We start from the raw sequence: 20,836 nt of genomic DNA on the forward strand, positions 1-20,836 counted from the left end.
TGGTCTCTGACAGCGTAATCCTCCGGCGTCCCGCGGCGCCGGAGGATTACGCATTTACTCACCGGTCCAGGAACTGCACTGCGGCGAACAGTTCCAGCCTGTCCCGCATGCCGTCAAGATTCAGGCCCAGGATCCTACCCGCTGCATCGATCCTGTTCCTGAGGGTATGCCGGTGGACACCCAAACGTCGCGCGGTCTTGTCCCATACGCAGTTGTTGGCAAACCATTCACGCACTGTGTCCAGCAGTTCGGTCTGTTCGGAGCGGTCGTATTCGATGAGAGGCTGCAACAGCCCGCGTGCCACCGGACCTGCGCTCTCCTCGCGCAGGAGGCCCAGCATCCCGCCTTCGGAGAGTTCGGAAAATTCGACGGCGTCCCTGCCCAGTTCCGTGGCCCGCCGCAGCGCCCGCGTGGCTTCTTCAAGCGCGGCCGTGAGTCCATCCATGGTGGTTTCGGCCGATATCCCGCAAGGGCCGTGTCGTTTGAGCAGTTCAAGGACTTTCTCCTGATGCGGCCGGCCTGCCAGGACCACCAGCAGTTCCCCTTGGAGTGCATAAAACACTGCCCCACGGTAGTCGTCGGCCAAAAGTTCCAAGGCTTCCAGCAGGTTGGGTGCCGGGTTCTCTTGACGGGAGGCCGTCACCAGCAAGGGCTCGCGGGGGAGTTGGCCCCACACTTGCCGTGCCGTTTTGCTTGCGACGTCGGTGCTGCCCGCCAGCAATTGCTCGAAGACGCCGGCGCGGAGGTGCCTGCGGGCGGTATCGAGGGTGCGGGCTTGCTCCAACGCAAGGCTGGCCAAGCCGATGACAGTGTTGACGATGTCCGCCCTTGCCGGGTCCAAGGGCTCGATGGCGCCCAATACCAACGCGCCGCGCAGGCTGCCTTTCCGACCCAGTGTCTGCAGCGTCACTGACTGGCCACCGATGTCCAGGTTGGAGGCCGACCGTGTGCCCAGATCCAGTGCTTTTCGGACTTTCGCGGTTACTTCACCGGCGATCTCCGAGGGGATGGGCCGATTCCGCGGCATGCGGACGTAATTTCCTGCCGCGTCGTAGAGCGCCACCCAGCTATGCAGTTGACGTTCCAGCTCGCCCAGAATCGAGGTCAATCCATCGGGCCGCAGCGCCGCACGCGAGATCGCCCGCTGCGCCTGCAGCGACCATTCGGCGCGGGCATGGTCCTCCTTCGCCAGATAGTCTGCTACCGAGCGGATGATCGCGATGAACGGGGTCCGGTCCGGAACCTCCAGCAGGGGCAGCCCGTGCTTGCGGCACGCTTCTTCCAGTCCGGGCGGCAGCACCCCGTGGATGACCTGGGTAGCGAAGCCAAGACCCGAGATTCCGTGGTCCACCAGCCGACGTACGTAGTCCTCACACATCTTGCCGTTGGGCACCCCGGGTGACTGCCCCGCAGAGGCGCGCTCCGCCGTCGTGCTTGAATCCACCGGGAACTGCGTGCCGTCGGTGAGCAGGAACTGTCCCGCGTCCAGGAAGGGAGTGGGGTCCTCCAGGTCTGAACTGTGCACCCAGCTGATGGGTTCGTCCAAGGCGGGCGAAGCGGGGTCCGGAACCACAAGCCGGAGTTTCAGTGTGCGGCTGCGGAGCAGGATATTCAGGCTTGGTGGCATGGCCGGGTCCTTGCATGTAAAAACGTCTATTTTGATTGTGGTGATTGTACAAAGGTATAGCCTTCCGCAGCAGTACTAAAAAGCAAGATGGAGGAGAGCCCCCACCGCCTTTTATTGAGAGGAACCGTCATGGTCGCCAGCCACCCGGACACGCTTACCGCAGAACTCACCGTAGACACCGCTCCCGACGTCGAAGATGCAACAGCCATCACCAACGCCGAAGCCGTGGACCTCGACCGCTCGAACGTGTTCCATTCCTGGTCCGCGCAGAAGTCGTTGAACCCGTTGGCAATCGCGGGCGGGTCCGGCAGTACTGTCTGGGACCACGACGGCAACACTTACCTGGACTTCTCCAGCCAGCTGGTTAACACCAACATCGGCCACCAGCACCCTAAGCTCATTGCCGCGATCGCCCAGCAGGCCACGACGCTGGCAACTCTGGCACCGTCGCATGCCAGCCACGTCAGGGGACAAGCGGCCGCGAAGATCCTCTCGCACGCCCCGGCAAACATGGAGAAGGTGTTCTTCACCAATGGCGGGGCAGACGCCAACGAGAACGCCATCCGTATGGCCCGTCTTCACACCGGCCGGGACAAGGTCATCTCCCGCTACCGCTCCTACCACGGCAACACCGGCGCAGCCATCGTCGCCACCGGTGACTGGCGCCGCATTCCCAACGAATACTCCCGCGGACACGTCCACGTCTTCGGCCCTTACCTCTACCGCTCCGAGTTCTGGGCCGAAACCCCGGAGCAGGAAACCGAACGCGCCTTGCAGCACCTGCGCCGCACCATCCAGTGCGAAGGGCCGCAGTCCATCGCGGCGATCCTGCTGGAAACCGTCCCCGGAACCGCCGGCATCCTGGTCCCTACCGCCGAATACCTCCAAGGCGTGCGGGCCTTGTGCGACGACTACGGCATTGTGATGATCCTTGACGAGGTCATGGCGGGCTTTGGCCGGACCGGCGACTGGTTCGCTCTGGACGCTTTCGACGTCACCCCGGACCTCATCACCTTCGCCAAAGGTGTGAACTCCGGCTACGTGCCGGTCGGCGGCGTCATCATCTCCGGCGAGATCGCGGCTACCTTCGACGAACGGGTCTTCCCCGGCGGCCTGACATACTCCGGCCACCCCCTCGCGGCCGCGTCAGTGGTCGCCTCCATCGAAGCGTTCGAAGAAGAAGACATCATCGGCAACGCCGCCAGGATCGGCCGCGACCACCTCGAACCCGGCCTCCGTGCCTTGGCCGACAAGCACGACGTCATCGGCGAAGTGCGTGGCCGCGGAGTGTTCTGGGCCCTCGAACTCGTCCAGGACCGTCAGTCGCGCACGCCCGTCACCGCCGAGTACATGGGCCGGGTCAAAGCCGAGCTCCTCCGGCTAGGACTGCTCCCGTTCATTGCCGACAACCGCATCCACGTGGTGCCTCCAGCCGTCGTTACGCCTGAAGAAGTAGTGACGGCACTTGCCATCTACGACCAAGCGCTTACCGCTGTTGAGCGGTAGCGCGCCACACGTGCGGTGCGCTACCCGTACAAGTTCGACGCCGGGACTCACGCGAGTGCCGGCGTCGAGCCTTTTGTATCTGAACATAGACGCGACAACTTAGCGAGCTGAGCGGAGGGCGTGTCGAGTTGTGTCTTATATGCGTGTAGTTGTTGGTATTCCAACCAGCGACGATGTAGTCCCACGCATTTGGTCGCTGAGTCTATGTTCACACTTCCCGCCCCGGACTGGGCCATACAGCCGCTTCTCCTTGACCACGCGTTCTCCCCGGTCACCGGCCCGATTCTCGCTGTGCACAATTCGTGAAAAGCTTTCGTGGTTTGTCAACGGTGCCCCATGCGCCGTTGACCGAGGGGGCACGCATAACCCAGGCGGAATGACAAGTGCCTCCTGGACCCTTTCTTGACCTGGACCCGGTCCCTAGGATGAGGGCATGACTGCCAGGGGACCGGCGGGGTTGGACGGACCCGCCTCCGATGCAATGTTGAAACTGGGGCGTTTCTTCACGAAATGGGACCAGACCGATGACGGCAGGGCGGTGTTCCGGGAGGGCGGGCGCAAGGGCGACATCTTCTACCGTGACCGGTGGAGCCACGACAAGGTGGTGCGATCTACGCACGGAGTGAACTGCACCGGCTCCTGTTCGTGGAAGGTGTATGTCAGGGACGGCATAATCACCTGGGAGTCCCAGCAGACCGACTACCCGTCCGTTGGCCCCGATAGCCCGGAATACGAACCGAGGGGCTGTCCGCGTGGCGCGGCTTTTTCCTGGTACACCTACTCACCCACCCGCGTCCGCTTTCCGTATGCCCGCGGTGTCCTCGTGGAAATGTACAGGGAGGCCAAGGCCCGGCTCGGCGACCCGGTGCTGGCCTTCGCTGACGTCGCCGGTGATCCGGAACGGCGGCGCCGTTACCAGCAGGCCCGCGGCAAGGGCGGGTTGGTTCGGGTGTCCTGGCAGGAGGCGATCGAAATCGCCGCCGCCGCGCATGTGAACACCATCAAGACCTACGGCCCGGACCGGTGCGCGGGCTTCTCGCCCATCCCCGCGATGTCCATGGTCTCGCACGCCGTCGGGACCCGTTTCATCCAGCTCATCGGCGGGGTGATGACGTCCTTCTACGACTGGTACGCAGACCTTCCAGTAGCCAGCCCGCAGGTCTTCGGGGACCAGACCGACGTCCCGGAATCGGGTGACTGGTGGGACGCCCGGTACCTCATGATGTGGGGATCCAACGTCCCCGTCACCCGCACACCGGATGCACACTGGATGGCAGAAGTCCGTTACCGCGGCACCAAGGTGGTAACCGTCAGCCCTGACTACGCGGACAACACCAAGTTTGCCGACGAATGGCTTCCTGCGCAGGCCGGCACCGATGCGGCGCTGGCGATGGCCATGGGCCACGTGATGCTCAAGGAATTTTTCGTGGACCGCGAAGTCCCGTTCTTCACCGATTACGTCAAGCAGTACACGGACCTGCCGTTCCTGGTCCGGCTGGTAAGGCGCGACGACGGTGCCTTGACGCCGTCGAAATTCCTCACCGCACGGGACATTCCCGGCGAAGCCGAGGCTGAGGACGCGGCCTTCCGTACCGTCCTGTTCGACAAAAACACGGGACTCCCCGCCGTTCCCAACGGTTCCATGGGGTTCCGATATTCGGGTAGTGGCGAAGGCAAGTGGAACCTTGACCTCGAAGGAATCGCGCCGGCCCTTTCCCTGCGGGAAGTGTCCGGCGAGGGTGCAGAAATCCTGCTCCCGTGCTTCGAACAGCCGGACGGCACCGGCAGCGTTCTGCGGCGCGGAGTGCCGGTCATGGAGGTGGAGGGCCATCTGGTCACCACCGTCTTTGACCTCATGCTCGCCCAGTACGGGGTGGGCCGGGAAGGGCTCCCGGGGGACTGGGCCACCGGCTACGAGGATGCTTCCACACCGTACACTCCGGCCTGGCAGGAGGAAATCACCTCGGTCCCGGCGCAAGCCTGCATCCGGGTGGCCCGCGAGTTCGCCCGGAATGCCGAAGAGTCCAGGGGCCGTTCCATGATTATCATGGGCGCCGGGATCTGCCAATGGTTCCACGGCGACACCACCTACCGCGCCGTGCTGGCCCTGGTCATGCTGACCGGCTGCATGGGCCGCAACGGCGGCGGCTGGGCGCATTACGTCGGCCAGGAAAAGACGCGGCCCGTCACGGGCTGGGTGTCCCTGGCCAATGCGCTGGACTGGTCACGGCCACCACGGACCATGATCGGCACCGGCTACTGGTACATGCACACGGACCAGTGGCGCCAGGACGGCTACTCCGCCGATGCGCTGAAATCCCCCCTGTCCACCGGCGCCCTGGATGGCATGCACACTGCCGACGCCCTCGCCCAGTCCGCGAGACTCGGGTGGATGCCGTTCTATCCCCAGTTCGACCGCAACCCGTTGGATATCGCGGACGAGGCGGTGACCGCCGTCGCCGCCGGTACCGCGAAGGACACCCCAACATACATCGCGGAACAGCTCAAGAGCGGTACGCTGACACCGGCGATTGAGGACGTAGATGCCCCGGAGAACTGGCCGCGCACTCTGGTGCTGTGGCGCTCCAACCTTTTCGGTTCCTCGGCGAAGGGCAACGAGTACTTCCTGCGCAACCTGCTCGGAACCCACAACAACGTCCTGGGCCAGGACCACGCCGAAGGGCTCAAACCCCGGGACGTGAAGTGGCATGAAGTGGCGCCGGAAGGGAAACTGGACCTGCTGGTCTCGGCGGACTTCCGGATGACCTCCACCACCTTGTTGTCCGACGTTGTCTTCCCCGCTGCCACCTGGTACGAGAAGCACGACCTGTCCTCCACGGACATGCATCCCTTCGTTCACGCCTTCACTCCCGCGATCGACCCGCCCTGGGAGACGAAAACCGACTTCGGCGCCTTCCAGCTGCTGGCCCGGGAGTTCTCCCGGCAGGCGAAAACCCACCTGGGGGTCCGCCGGGACCTGGTTTCCGTGCCGCTGCAGCACGACACCTCCGGCCAGCTCGCCCAGCCCGGCGGAATTGTCCGAGACTGGCGGGGGCCGGACATCCCTGCGGTGCCAGGGCAGAACATGCCCGTCTTTTCGGTGGTGGAGCGGGACTACACCGCGATCGCGGACAAGCTGGCCGCCGTCGGGCCGCTGGCTGACAAACATGGCTTCACGGTCAAGAACGTCACTTACAAACTCGCCGGGCCGCTCAAGCGGCTGAGCCACTCCAACGGGGTCATGCTTGGCGGCGCTGCCGACGGCCGTCCCGCTCTGGACACCGACGCGAAGATGGCCGAGGCAATCCTGGCGTTCTCAGGCACCACCAACGGTGAGCTGACCGTCCAGGGCTTCAAGGACCTGGAGATCCGCACCGGGCAGAAGCTCGCGGACCTCTCCGAGGGATCGGAGGAAAAATTCATCACCTTCGCCCAGACCCAGGCCGGCCCGGTCCCGGTGATCACCTCGCCGGAATGGTCCGGTTCTGAAACCGGTGGGCGCCGCTACGCCCCGTTCACCATCAACATCGAGAGACTGAAGCCCTTCCACACCCTCACGGGACGGATGCACTTCTTCCTGGACCACGACTGGATGATCGACATCGGCGAGGCCCTGCCGATCTACCGGCCGCCTCTGGACATGCACCGGCTCTTCGGCGAGCCTAAGCTGGGCGGGGACGGGCAGTTGGAGGTCGTGGTCCGGTACCTGACGCCGCACTCCAAGTGGTCCATCCACTCCGAATACCAGGACAATCTGCTGATGCTTTCGCTGTCCCGTGGCGGCCCGACGGTGTGGATGAGCCCTGCCGATGCCGAGTCCATCAAAGTGAAGGACAACGACTGGGTGGAATGCACCAACATCAACGGCGTGCTGGTGGCCCGTGCCATCGTCAGCCACCGGATGCCCGCCGGGTTGGTGTACGTCCACCACGCGCAGGAACGCACCATCGACGTGCCGAAGTCCGAGGCCACCGGGCGGCGCGGCGGCATCCACAACTCCGTTACCCGGCTGTTGGTGAAACCCTCGCACCTGATTGGCGGCTACGCCCAGCTCGCCTACGCGTTCAACTACCTTGGCCCCACCGGAAACCAGCGTGACATGGTGGCCACCGTCCGCCGTCGGTCACAGGAGGTGCAGTACTGATGCGTGTGATGGCTCAAATGGGCATGGTGATGAACCTGGACAAATGCATCGGCTGCCATACCTGTTCGGTGACCTGCAAACAGGCCTGGACCAACCGTGCCGGCACCGAGTACGTGTGGTTCAACAACGTCGAAACCCGTCCCGGCCAGGGCTACCCCCGCCGGTATGAGGACCAGGAGCGCTGGTACGGCGGCTGGTCCCTGAATAAGCGCGGCAAGCTGGTCCTGAAGGCAGGCGGCCGGGTCAAGAAAATGTTTGGGATCTTCGCCAGCCCGGTCCAGCCCGAACTCAAGGATTACTATGAGCCGTGGACCTACGACTACAAGACACTGGTCGACGCGCCCTTGGGTGACGATTTTCCGGTGGCCCGGCCCAAATCGCTGATCACAGGGGAAGATACAAGGATCACCTGGTCCGCGAACTGGGACGATGACCTGGGCGGGTCCACCCAGTATGGGCATTTGGATCCGATCGTGGAGAAGATCCGGCGCGAATCCGAGGACAAGATTAAGTTCGCTTATGAGCAGACGTTCATGTTCTACCTGCCGCGGATTTGCGAGCACTGCCTGAACCCGTCCTGCATGGCGTCCTGCCCGTCGGGGGCGATTTACAAGCGGGTGGAGGACGGCATCGTCCTGGTGGACCAGGACCGGTGCCGGGGCTGGCGGCAGTGCGTCACCGGTTGTCCGTACAAGAAGATCTATTTCAACCACAAAACGGGCAAGGCCGAAAAGTGCACCTTCTGCTACCCCCGGGTGGAGGTGGGCCTGCCCACTGTCTGCTCCGAGACGTGCGTGGGCAGGCTGCGGTACCTGGGCCTGTTTCTGTACGACGCTGACGCCGTCACCGCGGCTGCCTCGGTCACCGACCCCAAGGAACTGTACGACGCCCAGATGGACGTGCTGCTGGACCCGAATGACCCCGCTGTCCAGGCCGAAGCACGGGCCCAGGACATTCCGGAGGACTGGATCGACGCCGCCCGCAGGTCCCCGGTCTACGCCCTCGCCAAGGTCTACAAGGTGGCCCTGCCACTGCACCCCGAATACCGGACCATGCCTATGGTCTGGTATGTTCCTCCGCTCTCGCCGGTTGTGGACCTGCTGCGGGACCAAGGCCACGACGGTGAGGATCATGGCAACCTCTTTGGCGCCATCGACGCCCTGCGCATCCCGGTGGAATACCTTGCGGAACTCTTCACCGCCGGCGACACCGACCGCGTCGCCGGGGTTCTGCGCAAGCTCGCGGCGATGCGCTCCTTCATGCGTGGCATCAGCCTGGGCAATGATCCCGAGGACTCCATCCCCGAGTCCGTCGGGATGGACAGTCAGAGCATGTACGAGATGTACCGTCTCATGGCCATCGCCAAATACGATGAGCGCTACGTGATACCCAAGGCCCATGTGGAACAGGCGCATGACTTGGAAGAGATGGGCTGTTCACTGGATTTCGACGGCGGTCCGGGCATGCAGGACTCCTCGCCGTTCGGTGAGGCGAGCGGCCGGCCCATCCCGGTGGCGGTGGAAACGTTCAATGCCCTGCGGGACCGGCAGACGACAAACGAGATGGGGTCCGGTCCAGGCCTCAGTGGCCGGGTCAACCTGTTGAACTGGGACGGGCGCGGGGCGCCGCCCGGGCTCTTCCCTGGACGGCCGAACTACGATCCGGACTCTGCGACGGACAAGGAGGAGCCGTGAGCCGGCATGAGCAGGTGGTGTACATGGCTGCGGCATGGTGCCTGTCGTACCCGGATGAGGAGCTGCTTACCAAGACCCCGCTCATTAGGGCCGCTTTGACTGAGTATCCGGGTGCGGTCGAGGACTTCGAGGGCGTCCTGGACCTGCTCGAATCCTCGGAGCCAATGGAAATCCAGACACACTACGTGCGCGAGTTTGACATGGGCCGGCGCCACGCACTGCACCTGAGCTACTGGACGGATGGTGACACCAGGCGCCGTGGCGAAGTGCTGGGCAACTTCAAGAAGGCCTACCGGCAAAGCGAGGCCCTGGTGGACACCCACGGCGAACTGCCGGACTATCTCCCCATGGTTCTCGAATACGCGGCGCGGGTGGACCTTGCAGGGGGTCGTGACTTGCTGATCCGCTACCGGGCCAGCCTGGAAATGCTCCGATTCGGGCTGCTGCGTGACGAACTGCCCCACGCCCGGATCCTGCAGGCCATCTGCGACACGCTGCCCGGGAAATCTCCTGCCGATGAGCAGGCCGTCATGCGGATGGCCGGTTACGGGCCGCCCACCGAAGCGGTGGGTCTGGACCCGTACGATCCGCGCCTGCTGCCCGTGAAAGGGGTTTGACCATGCTGATGGCCGAGTCCGCTGCCTTTGAAACCGGGCCGGCTGCCGCCGTCGAGCTCACCGCCCTGGACATCGTGCTCTGGGGTGTCCTGCCGTATGTGATGGTCGTGGTCCTTGTGGGCGGGCTGATCTGGCGGTATAAGTACGATCAGTTCGGCTGGACCACCAGGTCCTCGCAGCTATACGAGTCCCGGCTGCTGCGGATCGCCTCGCCGTTGTTCCACTTCGGCCTGCTTGCCGTGATCGCCGGACACTTCTTCGGTCTCGTCATCCCGATGACGTGGACTGAAGCTGTTGGCATGAGCCAGGAGTTCTATCACTTCAACGCCCTCATGGTGGGCGGGATCGCGGGGGCGGGGACTCTGGGCGGAATACTCCTGCTGATTTATCGGCGCCGCACCACCGGGCCGGTGTTCATGGCCACCACCAAGAATGACAAAACCATGTACGTGGTCCTCACGGCGGCGATCGTGTTCGGTTTGTGGACCACCCTGGCCAGCGTTTTCGAGGGCGGGCACGGGCACAACTACCGCGAAACGGTAGCGCCCTGGTTCCGGTCCCTCTTCATCTTCCAGCCGGACATCGCCGCCATGGCAGTGGCGCCGTTCTCTTTCCACTTGCACACCCTGGTCGGCATGTCCCTGTTCATCATCTGGCCCTTCACCCGGCTGGTCCACGCCTTCACCGCACCGTTCCACTACCTTTTCCGCCCGTACATCGTCTACCGCTCACGGGACAACAGCCGCGGCCGGGGGGTTGGGCGCACCAGCGCCCGGCCCGGCAGCAGGGCGAAGGCAAATTCCCGTGCCAGTGCTGTCAGGAATTCCAGGGCCTCTGCCACACGGCGAGGCTGGTCCGCCGTCGGGACCGAGGACCGGGACACCCGCAACCGGTGAGAGGAGAAGTACATGCCAGGATCCGCCACTAAGGCCTCCAGCGCCGGAGTTGGATGCAACCTTGCTCTGGCCACCGGCGCCTCTGTTACGGCCTTCTGGGCCTGGAACATCGTGGCTCCCCTCGGCGCCCGCTACACCCAGGAAATGGGACTGAACTCAACGTCCACCGCCATTCTGGTGGCCATGCCCATTTTCGTCGGATCACTCGGCAGGATCGTGGTCGGAGCCATGACAGATCGTTTCGGCGGGCGGGTCATGTTCACGTTTGTCCTGTTGGGCAGTGTCCTGCCGGTCCTGCTGGTCGCCCTTGGCGGTTCGCTCGGTTCCTACGCCCTGGTGTTGGCTGCGGGTCTGCTCCTGGGCATCGCGGGCACCGTGTTCGCCGTGGGGATTCCTTTCGTCAGCGCATGGTACGAGCCTTCCCGGCGCGGCTTCGCCACCGGTGTTTTCGGTGCCGGCATGGGCGGCACGGCGCTGGCAGCCTTCCTGACCCCGCGGTTGGTGATCTGGATCGGTTACCTGCCCACCCATCTGCTCATTGCCGGGCTTCTGGTGACCATGGCTGCTCTGCTCTGGTTCAATCTGCAGGAAGCCCCGGGGTGGCAACCGAACACCGCCCCGGTGATCCCCAAACTCAAGGATGCTGCAGGGCTCGCCGTCACGTGGAAGCTGTGCTTCCTCTACGCCGTCGTCTTTGGCGGATTCGTTTCCTTTGCCACCTACCTGCCCACCTACCTTCGGGACATCTACGATTTCGATGCCACGGCAGCGGGCGCCCGGACGGCTGGTTTCGCTTTGGCAGCCGTCCTTTTCCGCCCCGTGGGTGGCGTCCTGGCGGACAGGACAGGGTCCAAACCGGTAGTTCTTGTATCGCTGGCGGGGGTGGCGATCCTTGCCCTCATCGTGCACCTGCGGCCAGACGGCGAAATTCCCGCCGGCCTGACCTTCGTGGCGATGGCCGCCGCGCTGGGCCTGGGCACAGGCGGTGTATTCGCTTGGGTGGGCAGGTTGTCACCACCAGGCAAAGTGGGCAGCATCAGCGGCATCGTCAGCGCGGCCGGCGGCTTGGGCGGTTACTTCCCCCCGCTGGTTATGGGCGCCACCTATAACGCCGCGGATAACAGCTACTTCATAGGGCTCATGCTGCTTGTGGTGACCGCGGCGGCAGCGTTTGCCTTCACTCTCGTTCTCGTCCGCACGCTCGCGGCGGCTGACGTTCCGGGGCGCACAGGCGGTGCTTCCCGCCGGAAGCGTACCTAGCTGATGACCAGCACCACTCAAGACCCGAATTTATTCGGTACGCGTCTCACCGAGGCGGTGCGGAGCCTCACGCCTGGATATTTCGCCCTCACCATGGCCAGCGGCATCATTTCGGTGGGGCTCGAGCTCGAAGGATTCGCCACCCTGTCCGCGGCGCTCCTAGTGATCTGCGCCCTCTCCTACATAGTGATTCTCGTGCTCAGCCTGGTGCGTCTGGTGAGGTTCCGCGAGGATATGCGGCGCGATTTCATGGATCCCTCCCGGGCCTTCGGTTTCTTCACGTTCATCGCCGGGACCAATGTACTTGGCGTGCGGCTGGGAATGATGGGATGGCAGGGCACGACGGCGGCGCTCCTCGTCGTCGCGGTGCTCGCATGGGTAGTACTCGGCTACGTTGTGCCGTGGACCGCTGTCCTCGGCCGGGACGAACGGCCCGTAGTTAAGGACGCCAACGGCACATGGTTTATTTGGTGCGTGGCCAGCCAATCCGTGGCAGTCGCAGCGGCGTCCGTCGAGCCACTGGCCGGACCGGACTGGCGCCCGACCTTAGCGCTTGTCGCTGTCACCGCGTGGTCGGTGGGTCTCATTCTGTATGCCGCTGTGGGAGTCTTCGTCTCGTTGCGACTCATGACCTATCCGATCAAGCCGGAGGACCTCCGCCCACAGTACTTTGTGGCCATGGGCGCCATGGCCATCAGCGTTCTGGCTGGCGCGCGGATTGTCGAGATGGCCGGCGCGCCCATGGTCGACGCGACCCGAGGGCTCGTGGCCGGTTCGTCCGTGGTGTTCTGGGCATTCGCCTCGTGGCTATTTCCCGTGCTTCTCGCAGCCGGGTGGTGGCGGCACGTGATCCACCGCGTTCCCCTGGCCTTCGAGCCCGGGCTGTGGAGCGTCATATTTCCCCTTGGCATGTACGCGGTGGCCGGAATTTATCTGGGCCGAGCAGACCAATTACCCATTGTCGCTCTTATAGGCCGTGCAGAGTTATGGATCGCGGTCGCAGCGTTCCTCACCACTTTTGCGGCGATGCTCCGGCATCTCTGGATCACCTTAATGAGCCCGGGCATGCGACACCGAGGGAGTGGCCTGATGGGGTGAGTGCCGAGAGCCTGTCCCGGAAGAGACGTTTCCGATAAACGGGGGAGTGCCCCGTACACGCGATGTCCCACTTCCAAGGACGTACGGCTGTGACACGCAAGCAGTCATAGGTGAGTGATGTGATCGGCTCCCAATATGCTCGGTTCATGATCGGGAGCGTTGATGAAGTGGTCGTTGACTGTCAGAACCCTGCCGCGCTTGCGCGGTTTTGGTCGTTGATCCTTGGCGGTACACCAGTACACCGAAGTGATGACTGGTCGTATATCGACCCGCCGGGCTGGACGCGGCTAGCCTTCCAGCGGGTACCTGAGGTGAAGCAGCTTAAGAACCGGCTGCACATTGATGTCCTTGTGAAGGACGTGGCGCAAGCTTCCGATGAGGCTGCTGCCCTTGGCGCTGTCAGGGTTGGCGCGATTCATGTGGATGGTCCTGGGACCTTCCAGGTGCTCCTGGACCCAGAGGGCAACGAGTGGTGCGTGGTCCGCCCAAACACCTAGAACCCATTTGCGCCCCGCCTGTCGTGCGGGGGAATGGGGCGGCACCGACTAGGCGCTGACACCTTCTTCATTCGTCGGTGGGGCCTGAGGTGGGGGCCGGGTTGGATTCAAGGGCCGGGCCGTGGGTTCGGGTGGCACGCGCGGTGGCCGCGCGGGCGACGTGGCTGCGTGCGTGCTCGACTGCCGGGGCCAGTTCGGTGAAGAGGTGTTTGTGGTGGCGCAGGGATTCCAGGACTCCTACCCGGGTGAGGAGGCGAAGGTGGCGGTCCTGGATGCCTTTGATGAGGACGGTGATCCCTCGCCGTTCAAGGGCATTAACGATCTCGGTGATGACCCTGGCACCGGTCGCGTCCAGGGTCTGTAGCTGTGACATGCGGATGATTACGACGTCGACGTTCTGGATCGCGCTGACCCGGTCCAGGACGCGTTCGGCGGCGGCAAAGAAGAGGGCACCGTCGAGCCTGAAGATAGCGATGTGCTCGTCCCCGTCGTGGACCGGGCCGGGGATTTCCTCCCGGTGGACGCCGCTGGAACGGACCAAGGAGCGCAGGGCAAAGAAGGAGGCGACGGCGATGCCGATCTCCACGGCCTCGATCAGGTCAAAGGACACGGTAATGAGCGCGGTGACGAAAAACACGACTGTGTCCGCCCTGGTCGATCCGATCACGGCGCGCAGTGCGGCGGGCGAGACCATGCGGGTCGCGGTGACCATCAGCACCCCTGCAAGGGCGGCAAGCGGAATGCGGGAAACCGGGCCGGTGGCCAGGTACACCACGGCCAACAGGAGGAGGGCATGGGTGATGGCGGCCAGGCGTGTCCTGCCGCCCGAGCGGATGTTCACCGCGGTGCGGGCGATGGCTCCGGTGGCTGGCATGCCACCGAAGAAGCCGGACGCCACGGAGGCCAGGCCCTGGCCCAAAAGTTCACGGTCCGCGTCGTAGGGGCCCGTATCGGAGATCGAGGCGGCAACCCGTGCCGAGAGCAGGGACTCGATCGCTGCGAGGGCCGCAATCGTCGCCGCCGGTCCGGCCAAGTTTGCCAGTGTCGTCCAGTCCAGGGAAGGAATGACGGGGGAAGGCAGGCTCTGGGGCAGGGCGCCGATCCTGGTCACCGGAAGATCCAGGACTTGCGCCGTGACGCTGGCCACAATGATCGCGATAAGTGAGGCGGGAATCCGGGGATGGATCCGCGGCGCCGTAACCATGATCAGCACCACCAGTGCAACCAGCGCGGCCGGAGCCAGCGCAGAGGCGGCAGAAACGGTAGCCAGCGCCTGGACGGCCGAGACGGCGGCATTGCCGCTGGACCCGGAACTGGACCCGAACGCTGCGGGAACCTGCTGGAGAAAGATAATCGCGGCGATACCGACCGTGAACCCCTCAATCACCGGCCAAGGCAGCAACGTAACCAGCCGGCCCAGCTTGAGCAGCCCCGCAGCAAGCACGATCACCCCGGCCATGACGGAGACCGCCGCCAAGGCGCCGAGCCCATGAGTGGCGATGACCGGGCCAAGGACCACGACCATGGCGCCCGTGGGTCCAGAGACTTGGATATTGGAGCCTCCGAATACCGCCGCGATCACGCCCGCAACGACGGCGGTGATCAGGCCGCTCGCCGCGCCCGCGCCCGAGCTGACCCCGAATGCCAACGCCAACGGCAGGGCTACGATGCCCACGGTGACACCGGCAACCAGATCCCCCTTCCAGGTGCGCGGGAGTTCGGCATAGTCTTGCCGGCCAGGCAGCAATGCCAAGCCTGCGGCGAAAACCTTCACCGCGTGCTGGCTTCAGCAGCGGACCCGCGGGACACTTCCTGGGACGACTCGAGCTGATCCCGCGTCGTGCGCAGCATGTCGTTCAGCAAAAGCCTCGCCACCGAAAGCAGCTCGGCGACCTGCGGATACGCCAGCGAATAGAACATTTGCAACGCCCGGCGCTCACCTGTGACCAGATGGTAGCGGCGCAACACCATCAAGTGCTGGGACAGGTGCGAGGCCTCCAGTCCTGTTGCAGCCAGCATCTCCGTTACCGACACTTCAGGGGCAGCCGACAACAACTCCAGCACCCGGATCCGGACCGGATGGGCCAGACCCTTGAACAGATTGGCCTTCACCTCATACAAGGGCGCCCGAAAATCCGAAAAGGCTTCCACCATTGACTCCTTGTTCGCCGCATCTGTATTTGACTATTTTATGGATCCATCATTCAGGATTGCAAGCGGGCGAATCGGATTATTGACGAGAACCTGGCACCAGGACCCGCGCAGGCTAGTCGCTCTCCGGAGTGTGTGCGGGTGGGATGACGATGGTGGGGCAGGGCAGATGAGTTAGGACGCCATGGACAGTCGAACCAAGCAACAGGCGGGAGAATCCTCCACGTCCGCGGCTTCCCACAACGAGCAGTCGTGCATTGGCAGCTGCGTCCACCAGGGCCCGCACTGGTTCCTTGTGAGGTTCCGAAACCCTGTTGATGGCCAGGTCGGGATAGGAGTTGCTCAGTCCGGCCACCGTTTCAGATAGCACAATGCGCTCCTGTTCGCTGATCAACTGCCTGAGTTCCGCGGGCGCCAAACCGGCATCCGCGACCGGATCAGGTGCGTTGTAAGCATGGAGCACAGTGAGTTCCTGGCCTTCGCGATCCGCCTCTGCGGCAGCGAAGGCAACGGCCCTGAGGGAGTGTTCCGAACCGTCCACGCCAACCACGATTCCGTGCCTGTCCTCATAGTCGTTTGCAGTCCCGACGACGGCCACGGGCCCCGAGGAGGCGCCCGCTATCTGCAGAGCCCGGTCTGTCATGGAACCGCCAAGATGGGGGCTTCCCGAACCGATGACCATCAGGGAGGTCTTTCGGGCGTAATCACCAAGGGCCGCCGCCACACTTCCGGTGAGTAGTTCCGTGCTTGATTTGACGTCGAAACGCTGACCTATGCGGGCCGCCGCAGCCTGAAGCAGTTTTTCGCCGGTTTGAGTGAGGGACGCCCTCCAGGAGCCGGGTTCTACAAGCCAGCGATCATCCACGACATGAAGGATTACGAGAGGTGCATGCTGCTTTTCGGCGCGCCGGCCAGCCCAAACCAGTGCGGCCTCGCTTTGGGTAGAGTCCTTTACGCCGACGGCGATCGTGTGGTCATTGCTCATTGTTGTTGCCTGCTTTCGTCAAGTTGCAATCGACAGCCGTTCAGGCCATTTGCCTCGAGGATTCCAGAATCCGGAGGTGGCATGGAACCCTCGCAGGATCCGCGGCCAAAGGCAGCATGCCGGTCCTGGAGACCTCCTTGAGTTCCTCCAGTGCCTCGGTCGTTATGCCGGCAAGGCTAAGATCCACGGAGATATCGACGCCGGGCACGGCTGCGTTGACCCGGCGCACCACCGCGAAGATGACGGGGATGCTCTGGCTGGTGATGTGTCCGCGGACAATGATGCCTGCAGCCGGATAATCTGGCTCCAACTTGACCACCATCTGCAGTTTTCCGGTTCGTTGGGCCTGCCCCCGGTGAGCGTCGGATGGGTAACCCTGATGGAATCCGCGGTCACTCTTACGTGGTTTGTCCTGTCGAATCGCCATGGTCAGCCTGCCCGCACTTCTCCGACCACGGGCCAGACGACGCGTGTCTGCCATTTGCCGGGGTCCGGTTCCCTTTCCGGGTCACTCAGGTAGAACTCCCACATCGTGTCCGAGGGCGTCATTCCTTCAGCACTCATCCGCTCAAGGATCAAGGCGTATGTCCTTTCCAGCGTGTCATAGGGACCCTTGTGGACGGCCTCGAAAGCGTCTGCCCCCGGCAGCAAGCCACTGATGACGTCCCCGGCAGCGGAGAAGCCCGGGGTCACAGGAAACCCTGCCTCAACATCCACTGTGTCGGTAGGCATGCCGTGGTACAGGGCAAAAGGCGGGCCTGTGGGGCTGGCGTGCTGGGCCTGGGCAGCGGCCATGACAGCACCGAAGGCACGGCCGAAGAACTCTGTCAGGTTGGCCATTGCCACGCGTTCGCGGAGCACCGCGGTGGGCTGCTCGGATGTCTTAATCATTCTCGGTTGCGGATCGATGGTGCTCATGTCTCCAGATTTCCCTGACCGTGCTGCAAACGACAGGGCCGAAGGACTCTAAAACCTAAACAGTGGACGCCAGTCCTTGGGGTGACCCGTCGAAAAAGGCCACGCATCGGGAGGAAGATCCGGGGTCACAGCGCCCGGCCCAGGCTTCGAAGCAAAATTCGGGCGCCCACGGCCAGCAGGACCACTGCCAATGCAACCAGGACACCCACACTTGGCATGATGTCGGCCAACGTTCCATCATGCCTTTGGATGTCAGCGAGCGCCTCATAAGCCCAGCGATGCGGCGTTAAGCTGGATATCGTGTTTAGCGGTTCGGGGAAGAACTCGGGCGGCACCATGCACCCGCCCAACCCGGCCAGTACCAGGCCCGCACCGATACCCAGACCTGTCGCCGCGCCGTCGTGATCCAGCAGTGAACCGATCACCATCGCCGCCGCGGCGGCCACAGCGCTGAATGCCGCCAGCACGAGGGCAGTGAGCCATAGGTTGCCCCAATCGACGCCGAACAGGAGGGCTGTCCCAATAATGATGTAGATGCCCTGGACGACAGCGATCCCGAACCTGCCCAGCGCCAGGCCCGAGACCGCTTGGCGGGCCGACAACGGTGCTGCCAACGTGCGTGAAACAACGCCCAACCGCCGCGCCTGGATAAGCGCGACAGCTCCCGTCAGGGAACTGAGGAAAATGAACAGCAGCAGCTGCTGGGTAGCACCGAGGTCAAATTGCCCGAGTCCCCGGAATACCTGGGAAACGTCGCCGGTATCCACCAGATCGATGGTTGGGGCATGGACCTGCTCCTTTGACCGCTCCAGCGCGGCACGCGCTGCGTCGCCCGTCAGCCCTGCCTTCATCAAGGCTGACAGTTGGCTTTGCCTGGAACTGACGATTTGGACGGATGCCCTCACCTTTTGGAGGGCCGCTTGTCCGGAGGCTTGCGATGCGGTCAGTACCTCCATGTGTGCCTGGACACCGTCGTCGAATGCTTGTGCCGCTTGCTCGCTGATGAAGAGCCCGACGTCGGTCCTTCCTCTGCTGATTTCCTCGCGTATCGCTTGGGGAGAGCCCGAATAGACCTGCAAACGATCTGAGGTCAGCTGTTCAGCGAGGGCCTTTTCCAGGGTGGTTCCCGCTCCACCCGCTATTGCTACACGTGTCGATGCGGCGCTGGATCCGAACTGGGACCCCAACAACAGGATCAGGAGCAACGGGAAGATGAAGACAAAGAAGATGTTCGACCGATCCCTCAGGAAACGGCGAACTTCCAGGCCGGCTATGGCTGCAACGGGGCTCATGCCGCTGCCCCGCGGTCAGGCAGGAAACGGGAAGCCAGAGTGCAAACCACCGCGAATCCCCACATGACAGCCAGGGGTGCGCCGATTTCAGCTATGCCCCCACCACCTGCGGATATGCCCAGCCCCCGGATGAATGCACCCACCGGATTCAGGTCCATGATCGCGGCCATGAAGCCCGAGGACTGGATGGGGAAGAAGGCTCCACCGGCGATGCCCAGCACCATGGCAAGGATGGATTGGGCTACGTTTGCCTGTTCGGCCGTACGGACCAGCCGCGCAACGATGAACGTCAGGCTGGTAGCGGCTGCCGAAACCCCGGTTACCAGGAGCGCCACGATCAGTGGTGAACCGAAGTTCACGCCGAAGAGGAAACTGCCGCTGGTGAGCAAGACAGCGCTGGCCACCACACCAAGCAGAAACCCGACCACCGCCTTTGCCGTGACGACCGTCCATGACGGTGCGGTGGTTGACCTTATCCTTGCCAAAGTTCCCTGCTCCCTCTCGGTCAGGAGTCCCAGGACTCCAAAGCCCACAGTAAACAGAAGGAACAGCCCTGTTTGGCCGGCCACCAGGCTGGCACGCAATGAGAGCTGCTCCGCCGGGGCGAATCCTTCTGCCAAGGCGAGCTGCGGCGGTCCGGCCGCGGACGTCCTGCCTGTTTCGGCCGCCTGTTCAGGGGAAAGCCCGGCGATCCGGCCTGCGATCGCGGTAACGGAACCGGCACTGAACTGGTCCACTATGCCGGTGACCACGGAAATCAAGACGCTCGTCTCCAACGGGGAGCCATTGCCCTCGATGAGGCGGATGGTGGTTTCCTCACCTGACGTCACAGCCGTGGTGAAATCCTCCGGAATCATTATGCCCAGCGCGGCGCCGCCATTGCGCGTCTCCGGGCTGACTTCCTCGGCAGGCACACGGTGGATGGAAACGTCCATTGTCTCCAGGGAGTCGAGACTGTCCAGCAGAATGCTGCCGAGTTGTCCGTTGTCTTCGGACGCTGCAACGACCGTTGCGGGCTGTAGTTCAACGCTGTCGTTTCCCAGCCGGCCGAAGGTCAAACTAAGGACGCCCATGAGGGCCAAGGGAACCAGCAACGAGAAGATGAGCACGGTTTTGTCCCGGAGCCGCTGACGGAAGTCGTTTCCGACCATGGTCACGAGGGCTCTCACGATCAGTCCCTCAGGGCCTTGCCGGTCAAGTGAAGGAAGACAGACTCAAGGTCGGGGCGGGTTAATTCCACCGAGGTCACTGCCATGCCGGCGGTGGCGGCGTTCGTGATGATTGAGGCCAGGAGGGCGGGACCGTCCGTGACGGTGAGGGTCAGCCCTGAAAGTCCCCCTCCGCTGACCTGTTGGACGCCCGGCACGGTTCTTAGGGACTCTGCGGCTGCGACCATCCTTCCGGTGCCGATCAGGTTGATCCGGTCCACGCCTCCAGTCAGGGTGATGAGTTCATCCCTGGTTCCTTCTGCCTGGACCTTGCCTTGGTCCAGGATGGCAATCCGGTCGCATAGCCGCTCAGCTTCCTCCATATAGTGCGTGGTGTAGAGGACTGCCGTTCCCTCCGTGGAGAGTTGCGCCACAGCTTCGAGGATCGAGTTCCGTGACTGCGGGTCCACACCCACGGTGGGTTCATCCAGGATCAACAAGAGGGGGCGGTGGAGCAGACCGACACCTATGTTCAGGCGTCGCTTCATTCCGCCGGAGTATTTCTTGGTCTGTTCGCGTGCCCGCTCGCCCAATCCAAGGAGGTCCAGGACTAGGGCCACCCTTGACTTCAGGTCTTTGCGGCGGAGGCCTTGTAGCCGTCCGAAGAAGTTCAGGTTCTCCTCAGCCGTCAGGTCCGGGTAGATTGCGAGCTCCTGGGGCACAAGCCCTATATGCCGTTTGGCTCCTAGGCTGGACGGGCCCATCCGGATGTCGGTCACGTCTACTGAGCCGGAGTCGGGGGGAAACAGCCCGGCCACCATGGAAATGATGGTCGTCTTGCCCGCGCCATTGGGGCCCAGTAGCCCGTATGTTTCGCCGGGCCGGATCTGGAAAGAGACGTCGTCGACGGCGGTCAGGTCACCGAACCGCTTGACGAGGTTGCGCGCCGTAAGAGCCGTTCCAGTGAGAGGGGGTGCGGGTTCCCGCTCCATTGATCCCGGCC

At 63.6% G+C, this 20,836-nt stretch carries 17 protein-coding genes; 8 read left to right on the forward strand and 9 right to left on the reverse strand.

Going from position 1 to position 20,836, the window contains the following annotated elements:
• Nucleotides 1-58: 58 nt before the first annotated feature.
• Complete coding sequence (locus KSW38_RS05565; protein WP_216923593.1) at nucleotides 59-1,627, reverse strand: PucR family transcriptional regulator; 1,569 nt, start codon at nucleotides 1,625-1,627, stop codon at nucleotides 59-61.
• 129 nt (nucleotides 1,628-1,756) lie between these two features.
• On the opposite strand from KSW38_RS05565, the gene KSW38_RS05570 reads away from it, so the two are divergent.
• The 8 genes from KSW38_RS05570 to KSW38_RS05605 all read left to right on the forward strand — a co-directional run bounded on the left by KSW38_RS05570 (nucleotide 1,757) and on the right by KSW38_RS05605 (nucleotide 13,339).
• Complete coding sequence (locus KSW38_RS05570) at nucleotides 1,757-3,133, forward strand: aspartate aminotransferase family protein (protein ID WP_216923594.1); 1,377 nt, start codon at nucleotides 1,757-1,759, stop codon at nucleotides 3,131-3,133.
• A 433-nt stretch (nucleotides 3,134-3,566) separates the two neighbouring features.
• The gene (locus KSW38_RS05575; protein ID WP_216923595.1) at nucleotides 3,567-7,277 is read left to right on the forward strand and encodes a nitrate reductase subunit alpha; all 3,711 of its coding nucleotides are present in this window, start codon (nucleotides 3,567-3,569) and stop codon (nucleotides 7,275-7,277) included.
• Nucleotides 7,277-8,971: a nitrate reductase subunit beta gene (gene narH / locus KSW38_RS05580; protein ID WP_216923596.1), complete on the forward strand. Its 1,695-nt coding sequence runs from the start codon at nucleotides 7,277-7,279 to the stop codon at nucleotides 8,969-8,971. Before KSW38_RS05575 ends, narH begins: the two co-directional genes overlap by 1 nt.
• On the forward strand, nucleotides 8,968-9,588 hold the full coding sequence (narJ, locus tag KSW38_RS05585; protein WP_216923597.1) for a nitrate reductase molybdenum cofactor assembly chaperone: 621 nt from the start codon (nucleotides 8,968-8,970) through the stop codon (nucleotides 9,586-9,588). The genes narH and narJ overlap by 4 nt, the downstream gene beginning before the upstream one ends.
• 8 nt (nucleotides 9,589-9,596) lie before the next feature.
• Entirely contained in the window at nucleotides 9,597-10,484 is an 888-nt protein-coding gene (narI, locus tag KSW38_RS05590; RefSeq protein ID WP_216923817.1) for a respiratory nitrate reductase subunit gamma, read from the forward strand.
• A gap of 12 nt (nucleotides 10,485-10,496) precedes the next feature.
• Nucleotides 10,497-11,744, forward strand: coding sequence for an MFS transporter (locus tag KSW38_RS05595; protein ID WP_216923598.1), 1,248 nt, complete (start codon nucleotides 10,497-10,499; stop codon nucleotides 11,742-11,744).
• Nucleotides 11,745-11,747: 3 nt separating this feature from the next.
• The gene (locus tag KSW38_RS05600) at nucleotides 11,748-12,842 is read left to right on the forward strand and encodes a tellurite resistance/C4-dicarboxylate transporter family protein (RefSeq protein ID WP_216923599.1); all 1,095 of its coding nucleotides are present in this window, start codon (nucleotides 11,748-11,750) and stop codon (nucleotides 12,840-12,842) included.
• 110 nt (nucleotides 12,843-12,952) lie between these two features.
• Nucleotides 12,953-13,339: a VOC family protein gene (locus KSW38_RS05605; protein WP_308169286.1), complete on the forward strand. Its 387-nt coding sequence runs from the start codon at nucleotides 12,953-12,955 to the stop codon at nucleotides 13,337-13,339.
• Nucleotides 13,340-13,406: 67 nt separating this feature from the next.
• On the opposite strand, the gene KSW38_RS05610 is transcribed toward KSW38_RS05605, so the two are convergent.
• From KSW38_RS05610 to KSW38_RS05645, 8 genes are all read right to left on the reverse strand, one after another.
• Nucleotides 13,407-15,113, reverse strand: a complete 1,707-nt coding sequence (locus tag KSW38_RS05610; protein ID WP_216923600.1) for a SulP family inorganic anion transporter — start codon at nucleotides 15,111-15,113, stop codon at nucleotides 13,407-13,409.
• Nucleotides 15,110-15,493 (reverse strand): ArsR/SmtB family transcription factor, encoded by a 384-nt coding sequence (locus tag KSW38_RS05615; protein WP_216923601.1) that lies wholly within the window; start codon nucleotides 15,491-15,493, stop codon nucleotides 15,110-15,112. The genes KSW38_RS05610 and KSW38_RS05615 overlap by 4 nt, the downstream gene beginning before the upstream one ends.
• Before the next feature lie 112 nt (nucleotides 15,494-15,605).
• Nucleotides 15,606-16,475 carry a universal stress protein gene (locus tag KSW38_RS05620; RefSeq protein ID WP_216923602.1) on the reverse strand — a complete coding sequence of 290 codons (870 nt, stop codon included), beginning with the start codon at nucleotides 16,473-16,475 and terminating at the stop codon, nucleotides 15,606-15,608.
• A 40-nt stretch (nucleotides 16,476-16,515) separates the two neighbouring features.
• Nucleotides 16,516-16,902 carry a hypothetical protein gene (locus KSW38_RS05625; protein ID WP_216923603.1) on the reverse strand — a complete coding sequence of 129 codons (387 nt, stop codon included), beginning with the start codon at nucleotides 16,900-16,902 and terminating at the stop codon, nucleotides 16,516-16,518.
• Between the two features lie 2 nt (nucleotides 16,903-16,904).
• Nucleotides 16,905-17,393, reverse strand: coding sequence for a GyrI-like domain-containing protein (locus KSW38_RS05630; RefSeq protein ID WP_216923604.1), 489 nt, complete (start codon nucleotides 17,391-17,393; stop codon nucleotides 16,905-16,907).
• 125 nt (nucleotides 17,394-17,518) lie between these two features.
• On the reverse strand, nucleotides 17,519-18,685 hold the full coding sequence (locus KSW38_RS05635) for an ABC transporter permease (protein ID WP_216923605.1): 1,167 nt from the start codon (nucleotides 18,683-18,685) through the stop codon (nucleotides 17,519-17,521).
• Complete coding sequence (locus KSW38_RS05640) at nucleotides 18,682-19,854, reverse strand: ABC transporter permease (RefSeq protein WP_223949112.1); 1,173 nt, start codon at nucleotides 19,852-19,854, stop codon at nucleotides 18,682-18,684. Before KSW38_RS05640 ends, KSW38_RS05635 begins: the two co-directional genes overlap by 4 nt.
• Before the next feature lie 2 nt (nucleotides 19,855-19,856).
• On the reverse strand, nucleotides 19,857-20,825 hold the full coding sequence (locus tag KSW38_RS05645; RefSeq protein WP_216923606.1) for an ABC transporter ATP-binding protein: 969 nt from the start codon (nucleotides 20,823-20,825) through the stop codon (nucleotides 19,857-19,859).
• Nucleotides 20,826-20,836 lie beyond the last annotated feature (11 nt).

It is taken from the genome of Paenarthrobacter aromaticivorans (assembly GCF_019038615.1).
In the GTDB taxonomy this organism is placed as follows: Bacteria; Actinomycetota; Actinomycetes; order Actinomycetales; family Micrococcaceae; genus Arthrobacter; species Arthrobacter aromaticivorans.